9 protein-coding genes, 4 tRNA genes and 3 rRNA genes are annotated in these 16,126 nt (G+C 37.2%); 13 read left to right on the top strand and 3 right to left on the bottom strand.

Translation table 11 applies throughout. From position 1 onward, the window contains the following. Nucleotides 1-3 precede the first annotated feature (3 nt). A complete protein-coding gene (locus tag ACUN3A_RS00080; RefSeq protein WP_445549305.1) occupies nt 4-1,092 on the bottom strand; it encodes a M42 family metallopeptidase in 1,089 nt (362 codons plus the stop codon). Between the two features lie 83 nt (nt 1,093-1,175). On the opposite strand from ACUN3A_RS00080, the gene ACUN3A_RS00075 reads away from it, so the two are divergent. The 13 genes from ACUN3A_RS00075 (at nt 1,176) to ACUN3A_RS00015 (ending at nt 13,987) form a co-directional block, all read left to right on the top strand. Further along, nucleotides 1,176-1,835, top strand: coding sequence for a DUF4294 domain-containing protein (locus tag ACUN3A_RS00075; protein WP_445549304.1), 660 nt, complete (start codon nt 1,176-1,178; stop codon nt 1,833-1,835). A 999-nt stretch (nt 1,836-2,834) separates the two neighbouring features. Continuing rightward, nucleotides 2,835-4,348 (top strand): 16S ribosomal RNA (locus ACUN3A_RS00070). A gap of 165 nt (nt 4,349-4,513) precedes the next feature. Next, nucleotides 4,514-4,587 (top strand) — tRNA-Ile (locus ACUN3A_RS00065). 89 nt (nt 4,588-4,676) lie between these two features. Then, nucleotides 4,677-4,750, top strand: a tRNA-Ala gene (locus ACUN3A_RS00060). 188 nt (nt 4,751-4,938) lie between these two features. Continuing rightward, nucleotides 4,939-7,821 (top strand): 23S ribosomal RNA (locus ACUN3A_RS00055). A gap of 150 nt (nt 7,822-7,971) precedes the next feature. Then, a 5S ribosomal RNA gene (rrf, locus tag ACUN3A_RS00050) occupies nt 7,972-8,081 on the top strand. The 16S, 23S and 5S rRNA genes sit together here with 4 tRNA genes alongside, the layout of an rRNA operon. Nucleotides 8,082-8,141: 60 nt before the next feature. After that, nucleotides 8,142-8,214, top strand: a tRNA-Phe gene (locus tag ACUN3A_RS00045). 7 nt (nt 8,215-8,221) lie between these two features. Further along, nucleotides 8,222-8,307, top strand: a tRNA-Leu gene (locus ACUN3A_RS00040). Nucleotides 8,308-8,925: 618 nt separating this feature from the next. Then, nucleotides 8,926-9,756: a 1,4-dihydroxy-2-naphthoyl-CoA synthase gene (locus ACUN3A_RS00035; RefSeq protein WP_445549303.1), complete on the top strand. Its 831-nt coding sequence runs from the start codon at nt 8,926-8,928 to the stop codon at nt 9,754-9,756. Between the two features lie 57 nt (nt 9,757-9,813). After that, nucleotides 9,814-10,773: a 1,4-dihydroxy-2-naphthoate octaprenyltransferase gene (gene menA / locus ACUN3A_RS00030; protein WP_445549302.1), complete on the top strand. Its 960-nt coding sequence runs from the start codon at nt 9,814-9,816 to the stop codon at nt 10,771-10,773. Between the two features lie 63 nt (nt 10,774-10,836). Next, nucleotides 10,837-11,514 (top strand): metal-dependent hydrolase, encoded by a 678-nt coding sequence (locus ACUN3A_RS00025; protein ID WP_445549301.1) that lies wholly within the window; start codon nt 10,837-10,839, stop codon nt 11,512-11,514. 134 nt (nt 11,515-11,648) lie between these two features. Then, the gene (locus ACUN3A_RS00020; protein ID WP_445549300.1) at nt 11,649-12,851 is read left to right on the top strand and encodes a tetratricopeptide repeat protein; all 1,203 of its coding nucleotides are present in this window, start codon (nt 11,649-11,651) and stop codon (nt 12,849-12,851) included. An 89-nt stretch (nt 12,852-12,940) separates the two neighbouring features. Continuing rightward, nucleotides 12,941-13,987 (top strand): o-succinylbenzoate synthase, encoded by a 1,047-nt coding sequence (locus ACUN3A_RS00015; RefSeq protein WP_445549299.1) that lies wholly within the window; start codon nt 12,941-12,943, stop codon nt 13,985-13,987. Between the two features lie 181 nt (nt 13,988-14,168). On the opposite strand, the gene ACUN3A_RS00010 is transcribed toward ACUN3A_RS00015, so the two are convergent. Together ACUN3A_RS00010 and ACUN3A_RS00005 are read right to left on the bottom strand one after the other, a co-directional pair. Further along, entirely contained in the window at nt 14,169-15,029 is an 861-nt protein-coding gene (locus ACUN3A_RS00010) for an OmpA/MotB family protein (protein WP_445549298.1), read from the bottom strand. Between the two features lie 73 nt (nt 15,030-15,102). Continuing rightward, nucleotides 15,103-16,095, bottom strand: a complete 993-nt coding sequence (locus ACUN3A_RS00005) for a glycosyltransferase family 2 protein (RefSeq protein ID WP_445549297.1) — start codon at nt 16,093-16,095, stop codon at nt 15,103-15,105. Nucleotides 16,096-16,126: the final 31 nt, after the last annotated feature.

Below are 16,126 nucleotides of genomic sequence, written 5' to 3'. Positions count from 1 at the left end.
ATTTTATTTAAAATAAGAGAAGGTTTCGTTATTCTCAATCTTCAATAATGTTTCGTAAATCAATTTAATTACGTTTTCAACATCTTCACGGTGTACCATTTCGACGGTTGTGTGCATGTATCGCAGCGGCAGTGAAATCAAAGCCGACGCTACACCGCCATTACTGTATGCAAAAGCATCGGTGTCTGTACCAGTAACCCTTGAAGAAGCTAAACGCTGAAACGGAATGTTTTTCTCTACAGCAGTATCTAGAATTAATTCTCTCAGATTGTTTTGAACAGCAGGAGCATAAGTAACAACTGGTCCTTTACCAATTTTAGTATCACCTTCAATTTTTTTGTCAATCATCGGTGTCGTCGAATCATGACAAACATCAGTTACAATGGCAACATTTGGTTTGATGGTTTGAGTAATCATTTCAGCACCTCTTAAACCCACTTCTTCTTGAACTGCATTTGTAATATACAAACCAAAAGGAAGTTTTATATTGTTTTCATGTAATAAACGAGCAACTTCAGCAATCATAAATCCTCCCATTCGATTATCTATGGCACGACAAACAAATTTATTATCGTTCATGATCATGAATTCATCAGGATAAGTAATAACACAACCTACATGAACACCTAGTTTTTCAACTTGTTCTTTGGTTTCGCAACCTAAATCGATAAAAATATTACTAATCTTAGGATTTTCTTCCTTGTCTCTATTTCGGGTATGAATAGCTGGCCAACCAAAAACTCCTTTTACAATTCCATTTTTAGTGTGAATGTTTACACGCTTCGATGGAGCAATTTGATGGTCAGAACCACCATTTCGTATCACATATACCAATCCATCATCGGTTATATAGTTCACATACCAGGCAATTTCGTCAGCATGTCCTTCGATTACAACTTTGTATGGAGCATCAGGATTAATAACTCCAACAGCAGTCCCATAAGTATCGGTAATAAAAGTATCTACGTATGGTTTTAAATAATCCATCCATATTTTTTGACCTTCACTTTCAAAGCCGGTAGGAGAGGCGTTATTCAAATATTTCTCTAAAAAGGTTATAGATGTTGCATTCAATATCGATTCAGTACTCATATAATTTATTTTTTCGCTAAATTAGAAATTTGTCTTTATAGTTCTATATTTAATGTATAATTTTGTGTTAAAAATATTTCTCTATGAAGCTTTCTATAATTTTATTTTTCTGTTTTTTAACATCATTATCAATCCATGCCCAAGAGCCAAAAAATGACAATATTCCTATGGGATATGTGTTAACAGAGGCTGATAGTATATTTGGAGATACAATTGTGTTGCCTGAATTAGTAATTCCAACACAAAAAATGAGTGATGAAGATAAAAAGCAATTTTTATTACTGCAAAAAAGAGTTTACGCTACTTATCCTTACGCTAGAATTGCTGCCGAAAGATTGACTTCATTAAATAGAGGTATGCAAAAGTTTACCAGCAACAGAGATAAAAGAAGGTATTTCAAAATAGTAGAGGACTATTTGACTAATGAATTTGAAGCTAGTCTAAAAAAGCTTTCCAGAAAGCAAGGCCAGATTTTAATTAAATTAATAGACAGACAGACAGGGACGACAACGTACGATTTGATTAAAAATCTCAAAAGTGGATTAAAAGCATTTTTATCAAACACTACGGCTTATATGTTCAATATCGATTTAAAAATGAAATATCAGCCCTATGTGGTCAATGAGGATTATTTAATTGAAACTATTTTAGTCAGAGGCTTTGAATCCGGTAGACTTAGAAAACAAGAGGCTGCACATCCAATAGATTATGATAAGCTAGACGAAGCATGGCTCAAAAAATAAGATAATACCCTTGTAAGATTACCAAATAATTAAGAAAGAGACAATTACCTAGAGAGTTGTCTCTTTTTTGTTTTAATACTACTCAGGAGCTATTTCCTGCTATCCGCTACAATCTTGTGAGCCGAACCCCGGCCCACAAGGATTTTCACTACTATCAGGGCTAGGGCCTCAGGTTTCATAATAAAGAAAGTTGAAAACCGCACCTTATATATAGTATAGGAGCAACAAAAGAAAGCCCCTGTTTCATACAGATATATACAATTCCAACGTAATCCACGACACCACCACCCAAGAACCTCAAGTAATAAAAGAAAAAATCCGTGTAAATCCGCTTGATCCGTAAAATCTGTGGCCTATGCCAAAGTGATACACCCCGCATAAAAACCAAAAAACTGCTTCAAATCCCATTAAAACGTCAAAAAGCGCAATAAAAGGCGGTTCTAAATTACGAACTCATCAAAAAGCACTACCTGTAACCTACGAAAAACCAGTGTATTAAAAAATAAACAAAAAATAGTTGCGAAAAGGTATTGTAGAAACGAATAAACTGACTACTTTTGCACCCGCAACAACTGCTACGCTCTTAGAAACACTGACAAGTTAAAAAATCAAAGTGAAAAAATATTTTCAAAAAAAGATTTAAAAAAGCTTGTGAGATTTAAAAGAGTAGTTTACTTTTGCACCCCGCAAAACACGCAACGTTCCTTGAGATACTGATAAGAAAAAGAGAAGAAATTGAGAATTAAATTTTTCAAAAAAAAACTTTAAATTTTCTTGCCAGTTAAAAAGAAATTGCTACTTTTGCACCCGCTTTGAGAGACAATCGAAAAGCGAAATAATAAAGAAGACACGTTCCTAGACATATTGAATTGACAGCCGTTCTGATGTAAATCAGAACAAATAAAATAAGAGTAATAGAATCGTATAGATTTGAATAAAGACCAATAGAGACTGAGTCGAATAATAATTAGAATTAGATTAATCTAATTCAAACAATATACGATGAAGAGTTTGATCCTGGCTCAGGATGAACGCTAGCGGCAGGCTTAACACATGCAAGTCGAGGGGTATTGTTCTTCGGAATGAGAGACCGGCGCACGGGTGCGTAACGCGTATGCAATCTACCTTTTACAGAGGGATAGCCCAGAGAAATTTGGATTAATACCTCATAGTATTACGACCTGGCATCAGGATGTAATTAAAGTTACAACGGTAAAAGATGAGCATGCGTCCCATTAGCTAGTTGGTAAGGTAACGGCTTACCAAGGCTACGATGGGTAGGGGTCCTGAGAGGGAGATCCCCCACACTGGTACTGAGACACGGACCAGACTCCTACGGGAGGCAGCAGTGAGGAATATTGGACAATGGGCGCAAGCCTGATCCAGCCATGCCGCGTGCAGGATGACGGTCCTATGGATTGTAAACTGCTTTTGCACAGGAAGAAACAACATTACGTGTAATGTCTTGACGGTACTGTGAGAATAAGGATCGGCTAACTCCGTGCCAGCAGCCGCGGTAATACGGAGGATCCAAGCGTTATCCGGAATCATTGGGTTTAAAGGGTCCGTAGGCGGTTTAGTAAGTCAGTGGTGAAAGCCCATCGCTCAACGGTGGAACGGCCATTGATACTGCTAGACTTGAATTATTAGGAAGTAACTAGAATATGTAGTGTAGCGGTGAAATGCTTAGAGATTACATGGAATACCAATTGCGAAGGCAGGTTACTACTAATGGATTGACGCTGATGGACGAAAGCGTGGGTAGCGAACAGGATTAGATACCCTGGTAGTCCACGCCGTAAACGATGGATACTAGCTGTTGGGAGCAATCTCAGTGGCTAAGCGAAAGTGATAAGTATCCCACCTGGGGAGTACGTTCGCAAGAATGAAACTCAAAGGAATTGACGGGGGCCCGCACAAGCGGTGGAGCATGTGGTTTAATTCGATGATACGCGAGGAACCTTACCAAGGCTTAAATGTAGATTGACCGGTTTGGAAACAGACTTTTCGCAAGACAATTTACAAGGTGCTGCATGGTTGTCGTCAGCTCGTGCCGTGAGGTGTCAGGTTAAGTCCTATAACGAGCGCAACCCCTGTTGTTAGTTGCCAGCGAGTCATGTCGGGAACTCTAACGAGACTGCCAGTGCAAACTGTGAGGAAGGTGGGGATGACGTCAAATCATCACGGCCCTTACGCCTTGGGCTACACACGTGCTACAATGGCCGGTACAGAGAGCAGCCACTGGGCGACCAGGAGCGAATCTACAAAACCGGTCACAGTTCGGATCGGAGTCTGCAACTCGACTCCGTGAAGCTGGAATCGCTAGTAATCGGATATCAGCCATGATCCGGTGAATACGTTCCCGGGCCTTGTACACACCGCCCGTCAAGCCATGGAAGCTGGGGGTGCCTGAAGTCGGTGACCGCAAGGAGCTGCCTAGGGTAAAACTGGTAACTAGGGCTAAGTCGTAACAAGGTAGCCGTACCGGAAGGTGCGGCTGGAACACCTCCTTTCTAGAGCCTTAGTGTTAGTTGATTTATCAACACGGTAAGGAAAGAAGACGAAGAATTTATGGGTTACAAATTAAAGATTATATTACTCTTGCTGTTAATTTAAAAAAAAAGAATAAATGTATAGACGTTGCATTGCAACGACTGTTACAATTTAAGAATAAAGAGTGTCTCGTAGCTCAGCTGGTTAGAGTACTACACTGATAATGTAGGGGTCGACAGTTCGAGTCTGTCCGAGACAACTATTTAAGCTTAATAAAAAGGAAATTCTAGAGTTGAGAGGTTATGAAACAAGATTCATAATTCATAATTCACAATTCATAATTAAATTGGGGGATTAGCTCAGCTGGCTAGAGCGCCTGCCTTGCACGCAGGAGGTCAACGGTTCGACTCCGTTATTCTCCACGATTTTAGTCATAAAGTCTAAAGTCATAAAGTTCAAAGTGATTCACTTGACGACTTTCGACTTTTGAGATTCGACTAAATAAAAGTTCATTGACATATTGAGATAAGAAATAATAAAAGTAGAAAGCGTTTTTTACTATTTATAGTAAAAGACAAAAAAAAACGGTCATATTAATTTATGATTGGTACAATAAGCAAAATAAGGGCGTATGGGGGATGCCTTGGCTCTCAGAGGCGATGAAAGGCGTGATAAGCTGCGAAAAGTTACGGGGATTGGCACACACGATACGATCCGTAAATACCTGAATGGGGCAACCCACTATGTTGAAGACATAGTACACCGATAGGTGGGCAAACCCGCTGAACTGAAACATCTAAGTAGGCGGAGGAGAAGAAAACAAAAGTGATTCCGTAAGTAGTGGCGAGCGAACGCGGATTAGCCCAAACCAATGTTGTTACGGCAATGTTGGGGTTGTAGGACCACGACATTTTATGCAAACTGAACAAGAAGTTACTGGAAAGTAGCGCCAAAGAGAGTGATAGCCTCGTATTGGTAAGGGATGTAATAGATAGTGGTATCCTGAGTAGGGCGGGGCACGTGAAACCCTGTCTGAATTTGGCGGGACCATCCGCTAAGGCTAAATACTCCTGAGAGACCGATAGTGAACCAGTACCGTGAGGGAAAGGTGAAAAGAACCGTGAATAACGGAGTGAAATAGATCCTGAAACCATACGCTTACAAGCGGTCGGAGCCCTTTTGTGGGGTGACGGCGTGCCTTTTGCATAATGAGCCTACGAGTTAACGTTGCTGGCAAGGATAAATGGTTAAGCCATGGATCCGTAGCGAAAGCGAGTCTGAATAGGGCGCTTTAGTCAGTAGTGTTAGACGCGAAACCGTGTGATCTACCCATGGGCAGGATGAAGCGCTGGTAACACAGTGTGGAGGTCCGAACCGGTTGACGTTGAAAAGTCTTCGGATGACCTGTGGGTAGGGGTGAAAGGCCAATCAAACTCGGAAATAGCTCGTACTCCCCGAAATGCATTTAGGTGCAGCGCATATTATAAGTTATATAGAGGTAGAGCTACTGATTGGATGCGGGGGCTTCACCGCCTACCAATTCCTGACAAACTCCGAATGCTATATAATGTTTTTATGCAGTGAGGGCTTGGGTGCTAAGGTCCAAGTCCGAGAGGGAAAGAACCCAGACCATCAGCTAAGGTCCCCAAATATATGTTAAGTTGAAAGAACGAGGTTTGTCTGCCCAGACAGCTAGGATGTTGGCTTGGAAGCAGCCATTCATTTAAAGAGTGCGTAACAGCTCACTAGTCGAGCGGACGAGCATGGATAATAATCGGGCATAAACATATTACCGAAGCTATGGATTTGTAATTTATTACAAGTGGTAGGGGAGCATTCTAACAGGGTTGAAGGTGTGTTGTAAAGCATGCTGGACTGGTTAGAAAAGAAAATGTAGGCATAAGTAACGATAATGCGGGCGAGAAACCCGCACACCGAAAGACTAAGGTTTCCACAGCTATGCTAATCAGCTGTGGGTTAGTCGGGACCTAAGGCGAACCCGAAAGGGACAGTCGATGGACCACGGGTTAATATTCCCGTACTACTAATTACTGTGATGGGGTGACGGAGTGATGAAAGCGCCGCGAACTGACGGAATAGTTCGTTGAAGTACCTACCTATAAGCTGCGCAGGCAAATCCACGCGGCTTGGGGAAATACGATAGTACTCGGAGTCTTCGGACAAAGAGATAGTGCGCCTAAGGGCTTCCAAGAAAAACCTCTAAACTTCAGGTAATTAGTACCCGTACCGCAAACCGACACAGGTAGTCGAGGAGAGAATCCTAAGGTGCTCGAGAGATTCATGGCTAAGGAATTAGGCAAAATAGACCCGTAACTTCGGGAGAAGGGTCGCCCCGAGTAATCGGGGCCGCAGTGAAGAGGTCCAGGCGACTGTTTATCAAAAACACAGGGCTCTGCAAAATCGTAAGATGAAGTATAGGGCCTGACACCTGCCCGGTGCTGGAAGGTTAAGAGGAGATGTTATCTTCGGAGAAGCATTGAATTGAAGCCCCAGTAAACGGCGGCCGTAACTATAACGGTCCTAAGGTAGCGAAATTCCTTGTCGGGTAAGTTCCGACCTGCACGAATGGTGTAACGATCTGGACACTGTCTCAGCCATGAGCTCGGTGAAATTGTAGTAACGGTGAAGATGCCGTTTACCCGCAGTGGGACGAAAAGACCCTGTGCACCTTTACTATAGCTTAGTATTGACCTTGGATAAATGATGTGTAGGATAGGTTGGAGACTGTGAAGTGGCGTCGCTAGGCGTTGTGGAGTCATTGTTGAAATACAACCCTTTGTTTATCTGAGGCCTAACCCCATTTTGTGGGGGACATTGCTTGGTGGGTAGTTTGACTGGGGTGGTCGCCTCCAAAAGAGTAACGGAGGCTTCTAAAGGTTCCCTCAGTACGCTTGGTAACCGTGCGTAGAGTGCAATGGCATAAGGGAGCTTGACTGAGAGACATACAGGTCGATCAGGTACGAAAGTAGAGCATAGTGATCCGGTGGTTCCGCATGGAAGGGCCATCGCTCAAAGGATAAAAGGTACGCCGGGGATAACAGGCTGATCTCCCCCAAGAGCTCATATCGACGGGGGGGTTTGGCACCTCGATGTCGGCTCGTCACATCCTGGGGCTGGAGAAGGTCCCAAGGGTTGGGCTGTTCGCCCATTAAAGTGGCACGCGAGCTGGGTTCAGAACGTCGTGAGACAGTTCGGTCTCTATCTACTGTGGGCGCAAGAAATTTGAGTGGATCTGATTCTAGTACGAGAGGACCGAATTGGACTAACCTCTAGTGTATCTGTTGTCCCGCCAGGGGCACCGCAGAGTAGCTACGTTGGGAAGGGATAAGCGCTGAAAGCATATAAGCGCGAAACCCACCACAAGATGAGATTTCTTTTAAGGATCGTGGGAGATGACCACGTTGATAGGCTATAGATGTAAAGGCAGTAATGTCATAGTCGAGTAGTACTAATAATCCGTAAGCTTATGTACACCCTTTTCCCCCGATGCAAATCGGGGGGAGAAACTTTCTAATAAAATACTTTTATATTCTTTATCTCAGTATGTTAAGATATTGTTTTAATTATTAATGGTTAATGATCGATTATTAATTAAAAAGTTGTGCAAAGCAACTAACAACCTTAAGGTGGTTATTGCGGCGGGGCTCACCTCTTCCCATCCCGAACAGAGTAGTTAAGCCCGCCTGCGCAGATGGTACTGCAGTTATGTGGGAGAGTATGTCGCTGCCTTTTTTTATAAAAACCCTGTTTCAATATGAAACAGGGTTTTTTATACCAAAATTAAAGAATTTTGGTGCCTTAGCTCAGATGGTAGAGCAATGGACTGAAAATCCATGTGTCCCTGGTTCGATCCCTGGAGGCACCACTTTAATGCTCGGATGGTGAAATTGGTAGACACGCTGGACTTAAAATCCAGTGAACAGCAATGTTCGTGCGGGTTCAAGTCCCGCTCTGAGTACAATAAAAAACTTCATTTAGATAAAACTAAATGGAGTTTTTTTGTTTATAAGATTTATTATAGTTGTTATTTTTAAATCGACTTCAAAAGCTTTAATTTTTTCACTAAATGATTATTCACAATGTAATTATTGTTTTTTAAAAGTTCATGAATTTAATTTCTACTGATGAAATATTTTTCATTTTTTAGCGGTTTTTAGGAAAGCAAAGTATAAGTTTGATAAATCTAGATATTTTAAGAATAAATATGTTATATTGTCTATTTTGTTGAAATATATAATATATTTGGTTAAAATAACATATTTGTCAAAATAATTATTGAAAATCTTATAAAAAACATCATTAATACTAAAGCTAATAATATTTTGTGAGCGATTGAAAAAGTTACCAAACTTACGCTTGCATCACAAAAGGTTATATAAAAATTGAAAATAAACTTGATTATAAGTTAATTGTTTTATGTAATTGCGGCACGCACAGTGCATTTTAGCTAAGAAATTATCAGAGAATTTCTTGGTTTATATTATTGCTTAGATATACTGTTTTAATTCTTTTGATGCTTTAGAAATGTGAAAAAAATGGTTTATTTTTACAGTAAAATAATTTAAAAGTGAATAGAATGGATTGGATTACCGCTAGAGAATTCGAAGATATTACTTATAAAAAATGTAATGGTGTTGCTAGAATTGCATTTAATAGACCCGATGTACGTAATGCTTTTAGACCTAAGACAACATCTGAATTGTATCAGGCTTTTTATGATGCGCAAGAGGACACTTCTATAGGAGTTGTTTTACTATCGGCAGAAGGACCGTCGTCAAAGGATGGGGTGTATTCATTTTGTAGTGGAGGAGATCAAAACGCTCGTGGACATCAAGGGTATGTTGGAGAAGACGGACAACATCGTTTGAATATTCTTGAAGTACAGCGTTTGATTCGTTTTATGCCTAAAGTCGTTATTGCTGTGGTTCCAGGTTGGGCTGTTGGAGGAGGGCATAGTTTGCATGTTGTTTGCGATATGACTTTGGCAAGTAAAGAGCACGCTATTTTTAAACAAACAGATGCAGACGTAACTAGTTTCGATGGTGGATATGGATCTGCTTATCTTGCCAAAATGGTTGGGCAGAAAAAAGCACGTGAAATTTTCTTTTTAGGTAGAAATTATTCTGCTCAAGAGGCAATGGATATGGGAATGGTTAATGCCGTTATTCCACATGCTGAATTAGAAGATACTGCTTATGAATGGGCACAGGAGATTTTAGCAAAATCACCAACGTCTATTAAAATGCTGAAATTTGCTATGAATCTTACTGATGATGGTATGGTTGGACAGCAAGTATTTGCTGGTGAAGCTACTAGATTAGCCTATATGACAGAAGAGGCTAAAGAGGGTAGAAATGCTTTTCTTGAAAAACGTAAACCAAATTTTGAGAAAAAGTGGTTACCCTAAAAAAAGGTTAAAAGAATTAGTAAATAACTCAAACAATTTTAACGAATAAAAAAAATAATGAAACATTGGATTGAAGCTGCAAGATTAAGAACATTACCATTATCCGTTTCGGGAATTATTGTGGGTAGTATGTATGCATTAAGACCTACAGATAATATTGAGACTCCAACAGAAGTTTTTAGTTGGGCAATTTTTGGTTTTGCATTATTAACTACTTTAGGGTTGCAGGTACTTTCTAATTTTGCTAATGATTATGGTGATGGAATCAAAGGAACTGATAATGAAGATAGAGTTGGACCAAAGAGAGCTATTCAAAGCGGTGTAATAACACCTGAGGCGATGAAAAAAGCTTTAGTAGTAACTTCTATACTAACTTTGACATCTGCAATATTCTTGATTTATGTTGCGTTCGGAGAAAGTAATCTTGTTTATTCTCTGTTTTATCTGATATTAGGAATATTGGCTATTGCTTCTGCTATTCGTTATACTGTTGGAAAATCTGCCTATGGATATAGAGGCTATGGAGATGTTTTTGTTTTTGTTTTCTTTGGGCTGGTTAGTACTATAGGTGTCAACTTTTTATATTCTAAACAATTGGAGGTGGCTATTATTTTGCCAGCTATTGCAATAGGATTATTAAGTGTTGGAGTTTTGAATTTGAATAACATGCGTGATGAAGCTTCTGATACTAAAGCAGGTAAAAATACTTTAGTTGTAAAGATAGGAGCAGCAAATGCTAAAAAATATCACTTTTTTCTAATTATAGGTGCTATGATTTCGGTTGTGATTTTTGCTATAATAAGTGATTTTCATTTTGATCAATATTTGTTTTTGTTAGCATATATTCCGCTGATAAAGCATTTAATCACAGTATCCAAAAATCAAGATCCAAAATTACTCGATCCAGAATTAAAAAAAGTTGCGTTAAGTACCTTTTTGCTTTCTATATTGTTGTCAATTTGTATGATTTCATTAATTTCAGATATCGTTGTAAACGTTTTCTTGGGAGGTAGATAATTCAAAAGTCATTATAGATTTCAAAAAACACTTATAAAGTTTAATAATCACAAGCCAAAAAAGATGAAAATAACATTCTACGGTCACGCCTCTTTAGGAATTGAAGTAAGTGGCAAACATATTCTTGTTGATCCCTATATTTCGGCTAATCCGAAAGCATCTCATATTGATATTAATAGCTTAAAAGCTGATTATATTTTATTGACACACGCCCATGGTGATCATATTCTTGATGTTGAATCTATTGCAAAAAGAACCAATGCAGTGATTGTTTCCAATGCAGAAATTGCCACTTATTATGGAGAAAAAGGGTTTCAATCACACCCAATGAATCACGGCGGAAGCTGGAATTTCGATTTTGGAAAAGTGAAATATGTAAATGCAATTCACTCGAGTACTTTTCCTGATGGTACTCCTGGCGGAAATCCTGGCGGTTTTGTAATCGAAGGAGAACATAAAAATATTTATATTGCTGGTGATACAGCACTAACGATGGATATGAAATTGATTCCAATGAGAACTAAACTCGATTTAGCAATTTTTCCAATTGGAGATAATTTCACTATGGATGTAGAAGACGCTATAATTGCTTCTGATTTTGTAGATTGTGATAAAGTATTAGGATATCATTTCGACACCTTTGGATATATCGAGATTAATCACGAGGAAGCTATCAAGAAATTCTTCGATAAAGGAAAAGACTTAATGTTGTTAGAAATAGGTAGCTTTATTGAACTTTAATATAAGGAGCTATTTCCTGCTGTTCGTTTCAATCTTGTTGGCCGAACCCCGGCCAACAAGGATTTCCACTTCCATCAGGGCTAGGGCATCCCGAATTTTAAGATCATTTATTTTAACTCAGATCAATTGTTATAATGATTAAACCATTTCTTTTATTAATAACATTTCTATTTACAACAAATACATTCGCACAACAAGACGGTTATTGGGACAAAGAGCGATCAACATCTAAAGAAATTAAGGTTTCTGCCCGAGATCGTATTGTTGTTAAAATCGATGATTTGCCAGTAGGAACTACCGAAATTGTTTACAGAATCACTCTTCTAGATGAAAATCAACAATTAGCAGGTAGTTTGGTTTCTGTTTTAAAATCAATCCCAGATCAAACTGGAATTAGTCAGGGTTCTGCAGGTGCTGTTTTCGTTTTGTCAAAAATATCTGGAGATGATAAATGCACGTATGCTATTTTCTCAAAAGAAGATTTGGCTGCTCAGTACAAAGATTCAGGAAAAACACTCGAATCGTGTTTGATTCAAAATGAACTTGTTAGTAAAGATGCAAAACGACTATCTGTAGATAAATCAAGCTGTTTAAGTAATGATAATGGTTCTTTGTGGTTTGGTTTTGAAAGCAAAAATTGGATAATGAACCAAAAAATCATTCTTGAAGTTGTGCCTTGGATAGATAAAAAATTAAGCCGAGGATGGAGTCTAGAGAATCGAAAATTCATAATTGACCAATGTAAAACTTCCAATCTGGCTCAAAAAATGAGCAATTCTGATAGTTTTTGTGTTTGTGTATTGGATAAAATTCAAACCAAATACAAATTTCAGGAGTTTCAAAAGCTGTTGCCGATGGAACGTTCTAAAGTTTTTAAAGACGCTGGTGATGTTTGTTTAAGTGAAACCAATACTTCTGTGACTACTTCTACTGATTTGCGTAAAGAAGCTTCTGTTTTGATAAAAAACAATAAGTATGGTGCTGCAATTGAGAAATTAACGGTAATTATAAATAATGGTAAGGCTACAGTCTTAGATTATAATACTATTGGGAGCTGCTATCTTTTGACTAAACAATACGGAAAAGCATTAAAATACCTTCAAGATGGAGAAAAGCTAGATAATACGGAGTTGCTAATTAAACTAAATTTAGCTCATGCTTATTTGTTGAATGATAATTATAAAGAAGCTAAAAAAATCTATGCGAAATACAAAAATCAAAATGTAACTGACAGTTTGAGTTGGATTCAAAAAACCGAACAGGATTTCAAGGCTTTCCAAAAAGCAGGAATTCAAAACGAAGATTTTGAACGTGTATTGAAATTGATTAAAGAGTAATTTTAAATATATAAGCCAAGTAAGTCTATGTTTATGCTAACCAGTTAATAATTTGTTTCAATTTCATACTTATTTAAAAATTTAAAATAATGCAGGCAACCTATCATAAATACATTTTAAATTTCAAACGACCTTCTGGAACTTCTCGAGGGGTAATGATTGAAAAAGAAACATGGTTTATTGTTTTAGAAGAAAATGGTAAAAAAGGAATAGGGGAATGTGGTATTTTGAGAGGTTTAAGTATTGATGATCGTGCAGACTATGAAGAAAAATTGCATTGGAGTTGTTCTAATATTCATCTCGGGAAAGATAAACTTTGGGAAGCATTGTTAGAATTTCCATCCATACAGTTTGGAATCGAAATGGCTTTCCAGTCTTTGATCAGTGAAAATCCTTTTTTGCTATTTCCTTCTGACTTCACAAAAGGTAAAAAAAGCATTGAAATAAATGGTTTAGTTTGGATGGGAGAAGAAGCTTTTATGAAGCAACAAATCGAAGAAAAATTAGCCAATGGATACAAGTGTATTAAACTTAAAATTGGGGCTATAGATTTTGATAAAGAACTACAATTATTGCGATATATTCGACAGTATTTTACTCCTGAACAAGTAGAAATAAGAGTCGATGCAAACGGTGCTTTTTCTCTAAGTGAAGCTTTATATAAATTAAACCAATTATCTGAATTTGAGTTACATAGTATTGAGCAACCTATTCAAAAAAATAACACTGACACTATGTCAGAGCTGTGTAGAACCACTCCATTTCCAATTGCTCTAGATGAAGAACTGATTGGTGTGTTTTCAACCGAAGAAAAAGAAGTTTTACTCCAAAAAATCAAACCACAATATATCATTTTGAAGCCTAGTTTTGTAGGTGGATTTAGAGGGACTCAAGAATGGATTTCATTAGCTGAAAAATATAATATTGGCTGGTGGATAACTTCTGCTTTAGAAAGTAATATTGGGCTTAACGCAATTGCACAATGGACTTTTTTGCTCAACAATATAATGCCTCAAGGATTAGGAACAGGAGCGTTATATACTAATAACTACAATTGTCCCTTAGAGGTTTCTCAAGGTCAATTATGGTATCGAACTGAATTGAATTGGGATTTGAATACGGCTGATTTTATTTAATCACTGAACTTGGAATGTCGCCTAGAAGAATTCAAACTTATTACTTCTTAAATTAAAAATCTTAAGTGGATTTAATCTGCTGTTCTATATCATTTTTTGATAAAAAATATATGTAGAATATAGGGGCGAAAAAAAAACGCTTCGATACTATCGAAGCGTTTTTCAAATTATAATAAATCAATTATTTTTGAACTGGAGCAGTTGTAGTTGTTGTAGATGGTTTTTTCATCTCTTTTTCAACCATATCGTAGAACTGATCAATTTTTGGCATTACATAGATACGAGTTCTTCTGTTTTTAGCTTTGTTTTCTGGAGAATCATTTGGTACCAAAGGTACAAAAGAGCTTCTACCTGCTGCAATTAATTGAGCTGGATTTACTCCTAGATCACCAGATAAAATACGGATAATTGCTGTTGAACGTTTAACACTCAAATCCCAGTTGTCAATTAAACAAGAATTTCCTTTTAACACATCAGTATCAGTATGACCTTCAACCATACATTCAAAATCTGGCTTATCGTTTACAACTTTAGCAACTTTAGCTAAAACTCCTTTTGCTTTATCGCTTACTTCATAACTACCACTTTTAAATAACATTTTATCAGAGATAGAGATAAAAACTACACCTTTATCAACGTTGATTTCGATGTCTTTGTCATCTAATCCAACTACAGATTTTAAACTAGTAACAACTGCAAGAGTAACGCTGTCTTTTTTGGTTAAAGCGTCTTGCATTCTGCTAATTTTCAAATCTTTTTCTTTGATAGATTCTAAAGCTTTTTCAATATTTTCGGCTCCTTTAGTAGACAAGATAGTCATGTCTTTTGAAGTAGAAATCAAATGTTGATTAGTTTCTTTCAAGCCATCTACAGTTGCTTTAAGACCAGCTTTTTCTTCTAAACAAGAATTTAATTTTACAGTACAAGTATTTAATAAATCTTGTGTCTCCTTGTTTTTAGCTTCTAAGGCCGCATATTGTTTTTTAGATACGCAAGAAGTTAGTAGTGCTAAAGCGGATAAAGTAATCATTATTTTTTTCATAGATTCCAAATTTAATTAAACGTGTGTTTTACAAAGTTAGTTTTTAAATGTTAATTTTAAATGTAAATTATTGTTAAATGTAGTTACCAAAAACTGTGCCACTTTTTACATAATAACCATAAACGATGCTTTTAGTTTTAAAGTATATTTTCATTTGATTTTTTTCTCTTTTTTTATAATTTTTAAAAAATAGACTATAAAAAGAAAAATGTGCGCGTATAATTGCCCAACAATGAGAGAATTGACTCGAAAACACAAATTTAACTCCAGCAATCCCATCTAACATTAGTCTGATGAAAAGTACTTGAATAAGGTTTTTTTGTGGTAAATTTTTTGTTAACATCAGTAATGAATTTCTGAAATTAAGAAATGTTTTTTGAGAATTTGCCTTTTGCAAAGTTGCGCCTCCCACGTGGTAAACAATTGATTCTGAATTGTATTTAATGCTATATCCTCTATTGATTGCACGCCAACATAAATCAATTTCTTCTTGATGAGCAAAAAAATCTTCATCAAAACCTTTCAATTCTTTATAAACTTCGCTTCGAATAAAAAAACAAGCACCAGAAGCCCAAAATATTTCAGTTGTATCATTATATTGTCTATTGTCTTTTTCTAAAGTATCAAAAATACGACCTCTGCAAAATGGATAGCCAAACTTATCGATGAATCCACCAGCAGCACCTGCGTATTCGAAATAGTCTTTTTGTTTAAAATCCAAAATCTTTGGTTGTATAATCGCTGTTTTAGGATTTGAATCAAAAGTTTCTAATATGGGTTTTAACCAATTTTCGGTAACCTCAATGTCTGAATTAACCAATGCATAAATTTCAGCATCTATATGTTGTAATGCATCATTATAACCTCCGGCAAATCCTTGATTGATTTTATTTTGAACTACTTTAACGGTGGGAAAATTATTTTTTACAAATGCTACTGACTCATCAGTCGAGGCATTATCAGCAACGTATATAGTTGCTTCAGGCGAAAATTGAATTACAGAAGGCAAAAACTGTTCTAAAAGTTTTACACCATTCCAATTCAATATAACAACAGCTATTTTCATTTTGGATTGTTAGATTGTTAGGTTTCTAGAT

This window comes from Flavobacterium sp. WC2509, from assembly GCF_052683105.1.
This window is presented reverse-complemented; position numbering and strand designations above follow the sequence as displayed.

Bases quoted from the DNA above. Each gene is read 5' to 3' on its own strand.
- ACUN3A_RS00080 (WP_445549305.1), bottom strand. From the start codon at position 1,092: ATGAGTACTGAATCGATATTGAATGCAACATCTATAACCTTTTTAGAG.
- ACUN3A_RS00075 (WP_445549304.1), top strand. From the start codon at position 1,176: ATGAAGCTTTCTATAATTTTATTTTTCTGTTTTTTAACATCATTATCA.
- ACUN3A_RS00035 (WP_445549303.1), top strand. From the start codon at position 8,926: ATGGATTGGATTACCGCTAGAGAATTCGAAGATATTACTTATAAAAAA.
- menA (WP_445549302.1), top strand. From the start codon at position 9,814: ATGAAACATTGGATTGAAGCTGCAAGATTAAGAACATTACCATTATCC.
- ACUN3A_RS00025 (WP_445549301.1), top strand. From the start codon at position 10,837: ATGAAAATAACATTCTACGGTCACGCCTCTTTAGGAATTGAAGTAAGT.
- ACUN3A_RS00020 (WP_445549300.1), top strand. From the start codon at position 11,649: ATGATTAAACCATTTCTTTTATTAATAACATTTCTATTTACAACAAAT.
- ACUN3A_RS00015 (WP_445549299.1), top strand. From the start codon at position 12,941: ATGCAGGCAACCTATCATAAATACATTTTAAATTTCAAACGACCTTCT.
- ACUN3A_RS00010 (WP_445549298.1), bottom strand. From the start codon at position 15,029: ATGAAAAAAATAATGATTACTTTATCCGCTTTAGCACTACTAACTTCT.
- ACUN3A_RS00005 (WP_445549297.1), bottom strand. From the start codon at position 16,095: ATGAAAATAGCTGTTGTTATATTGAATTGGAATGGTGTAAAACTTTTA.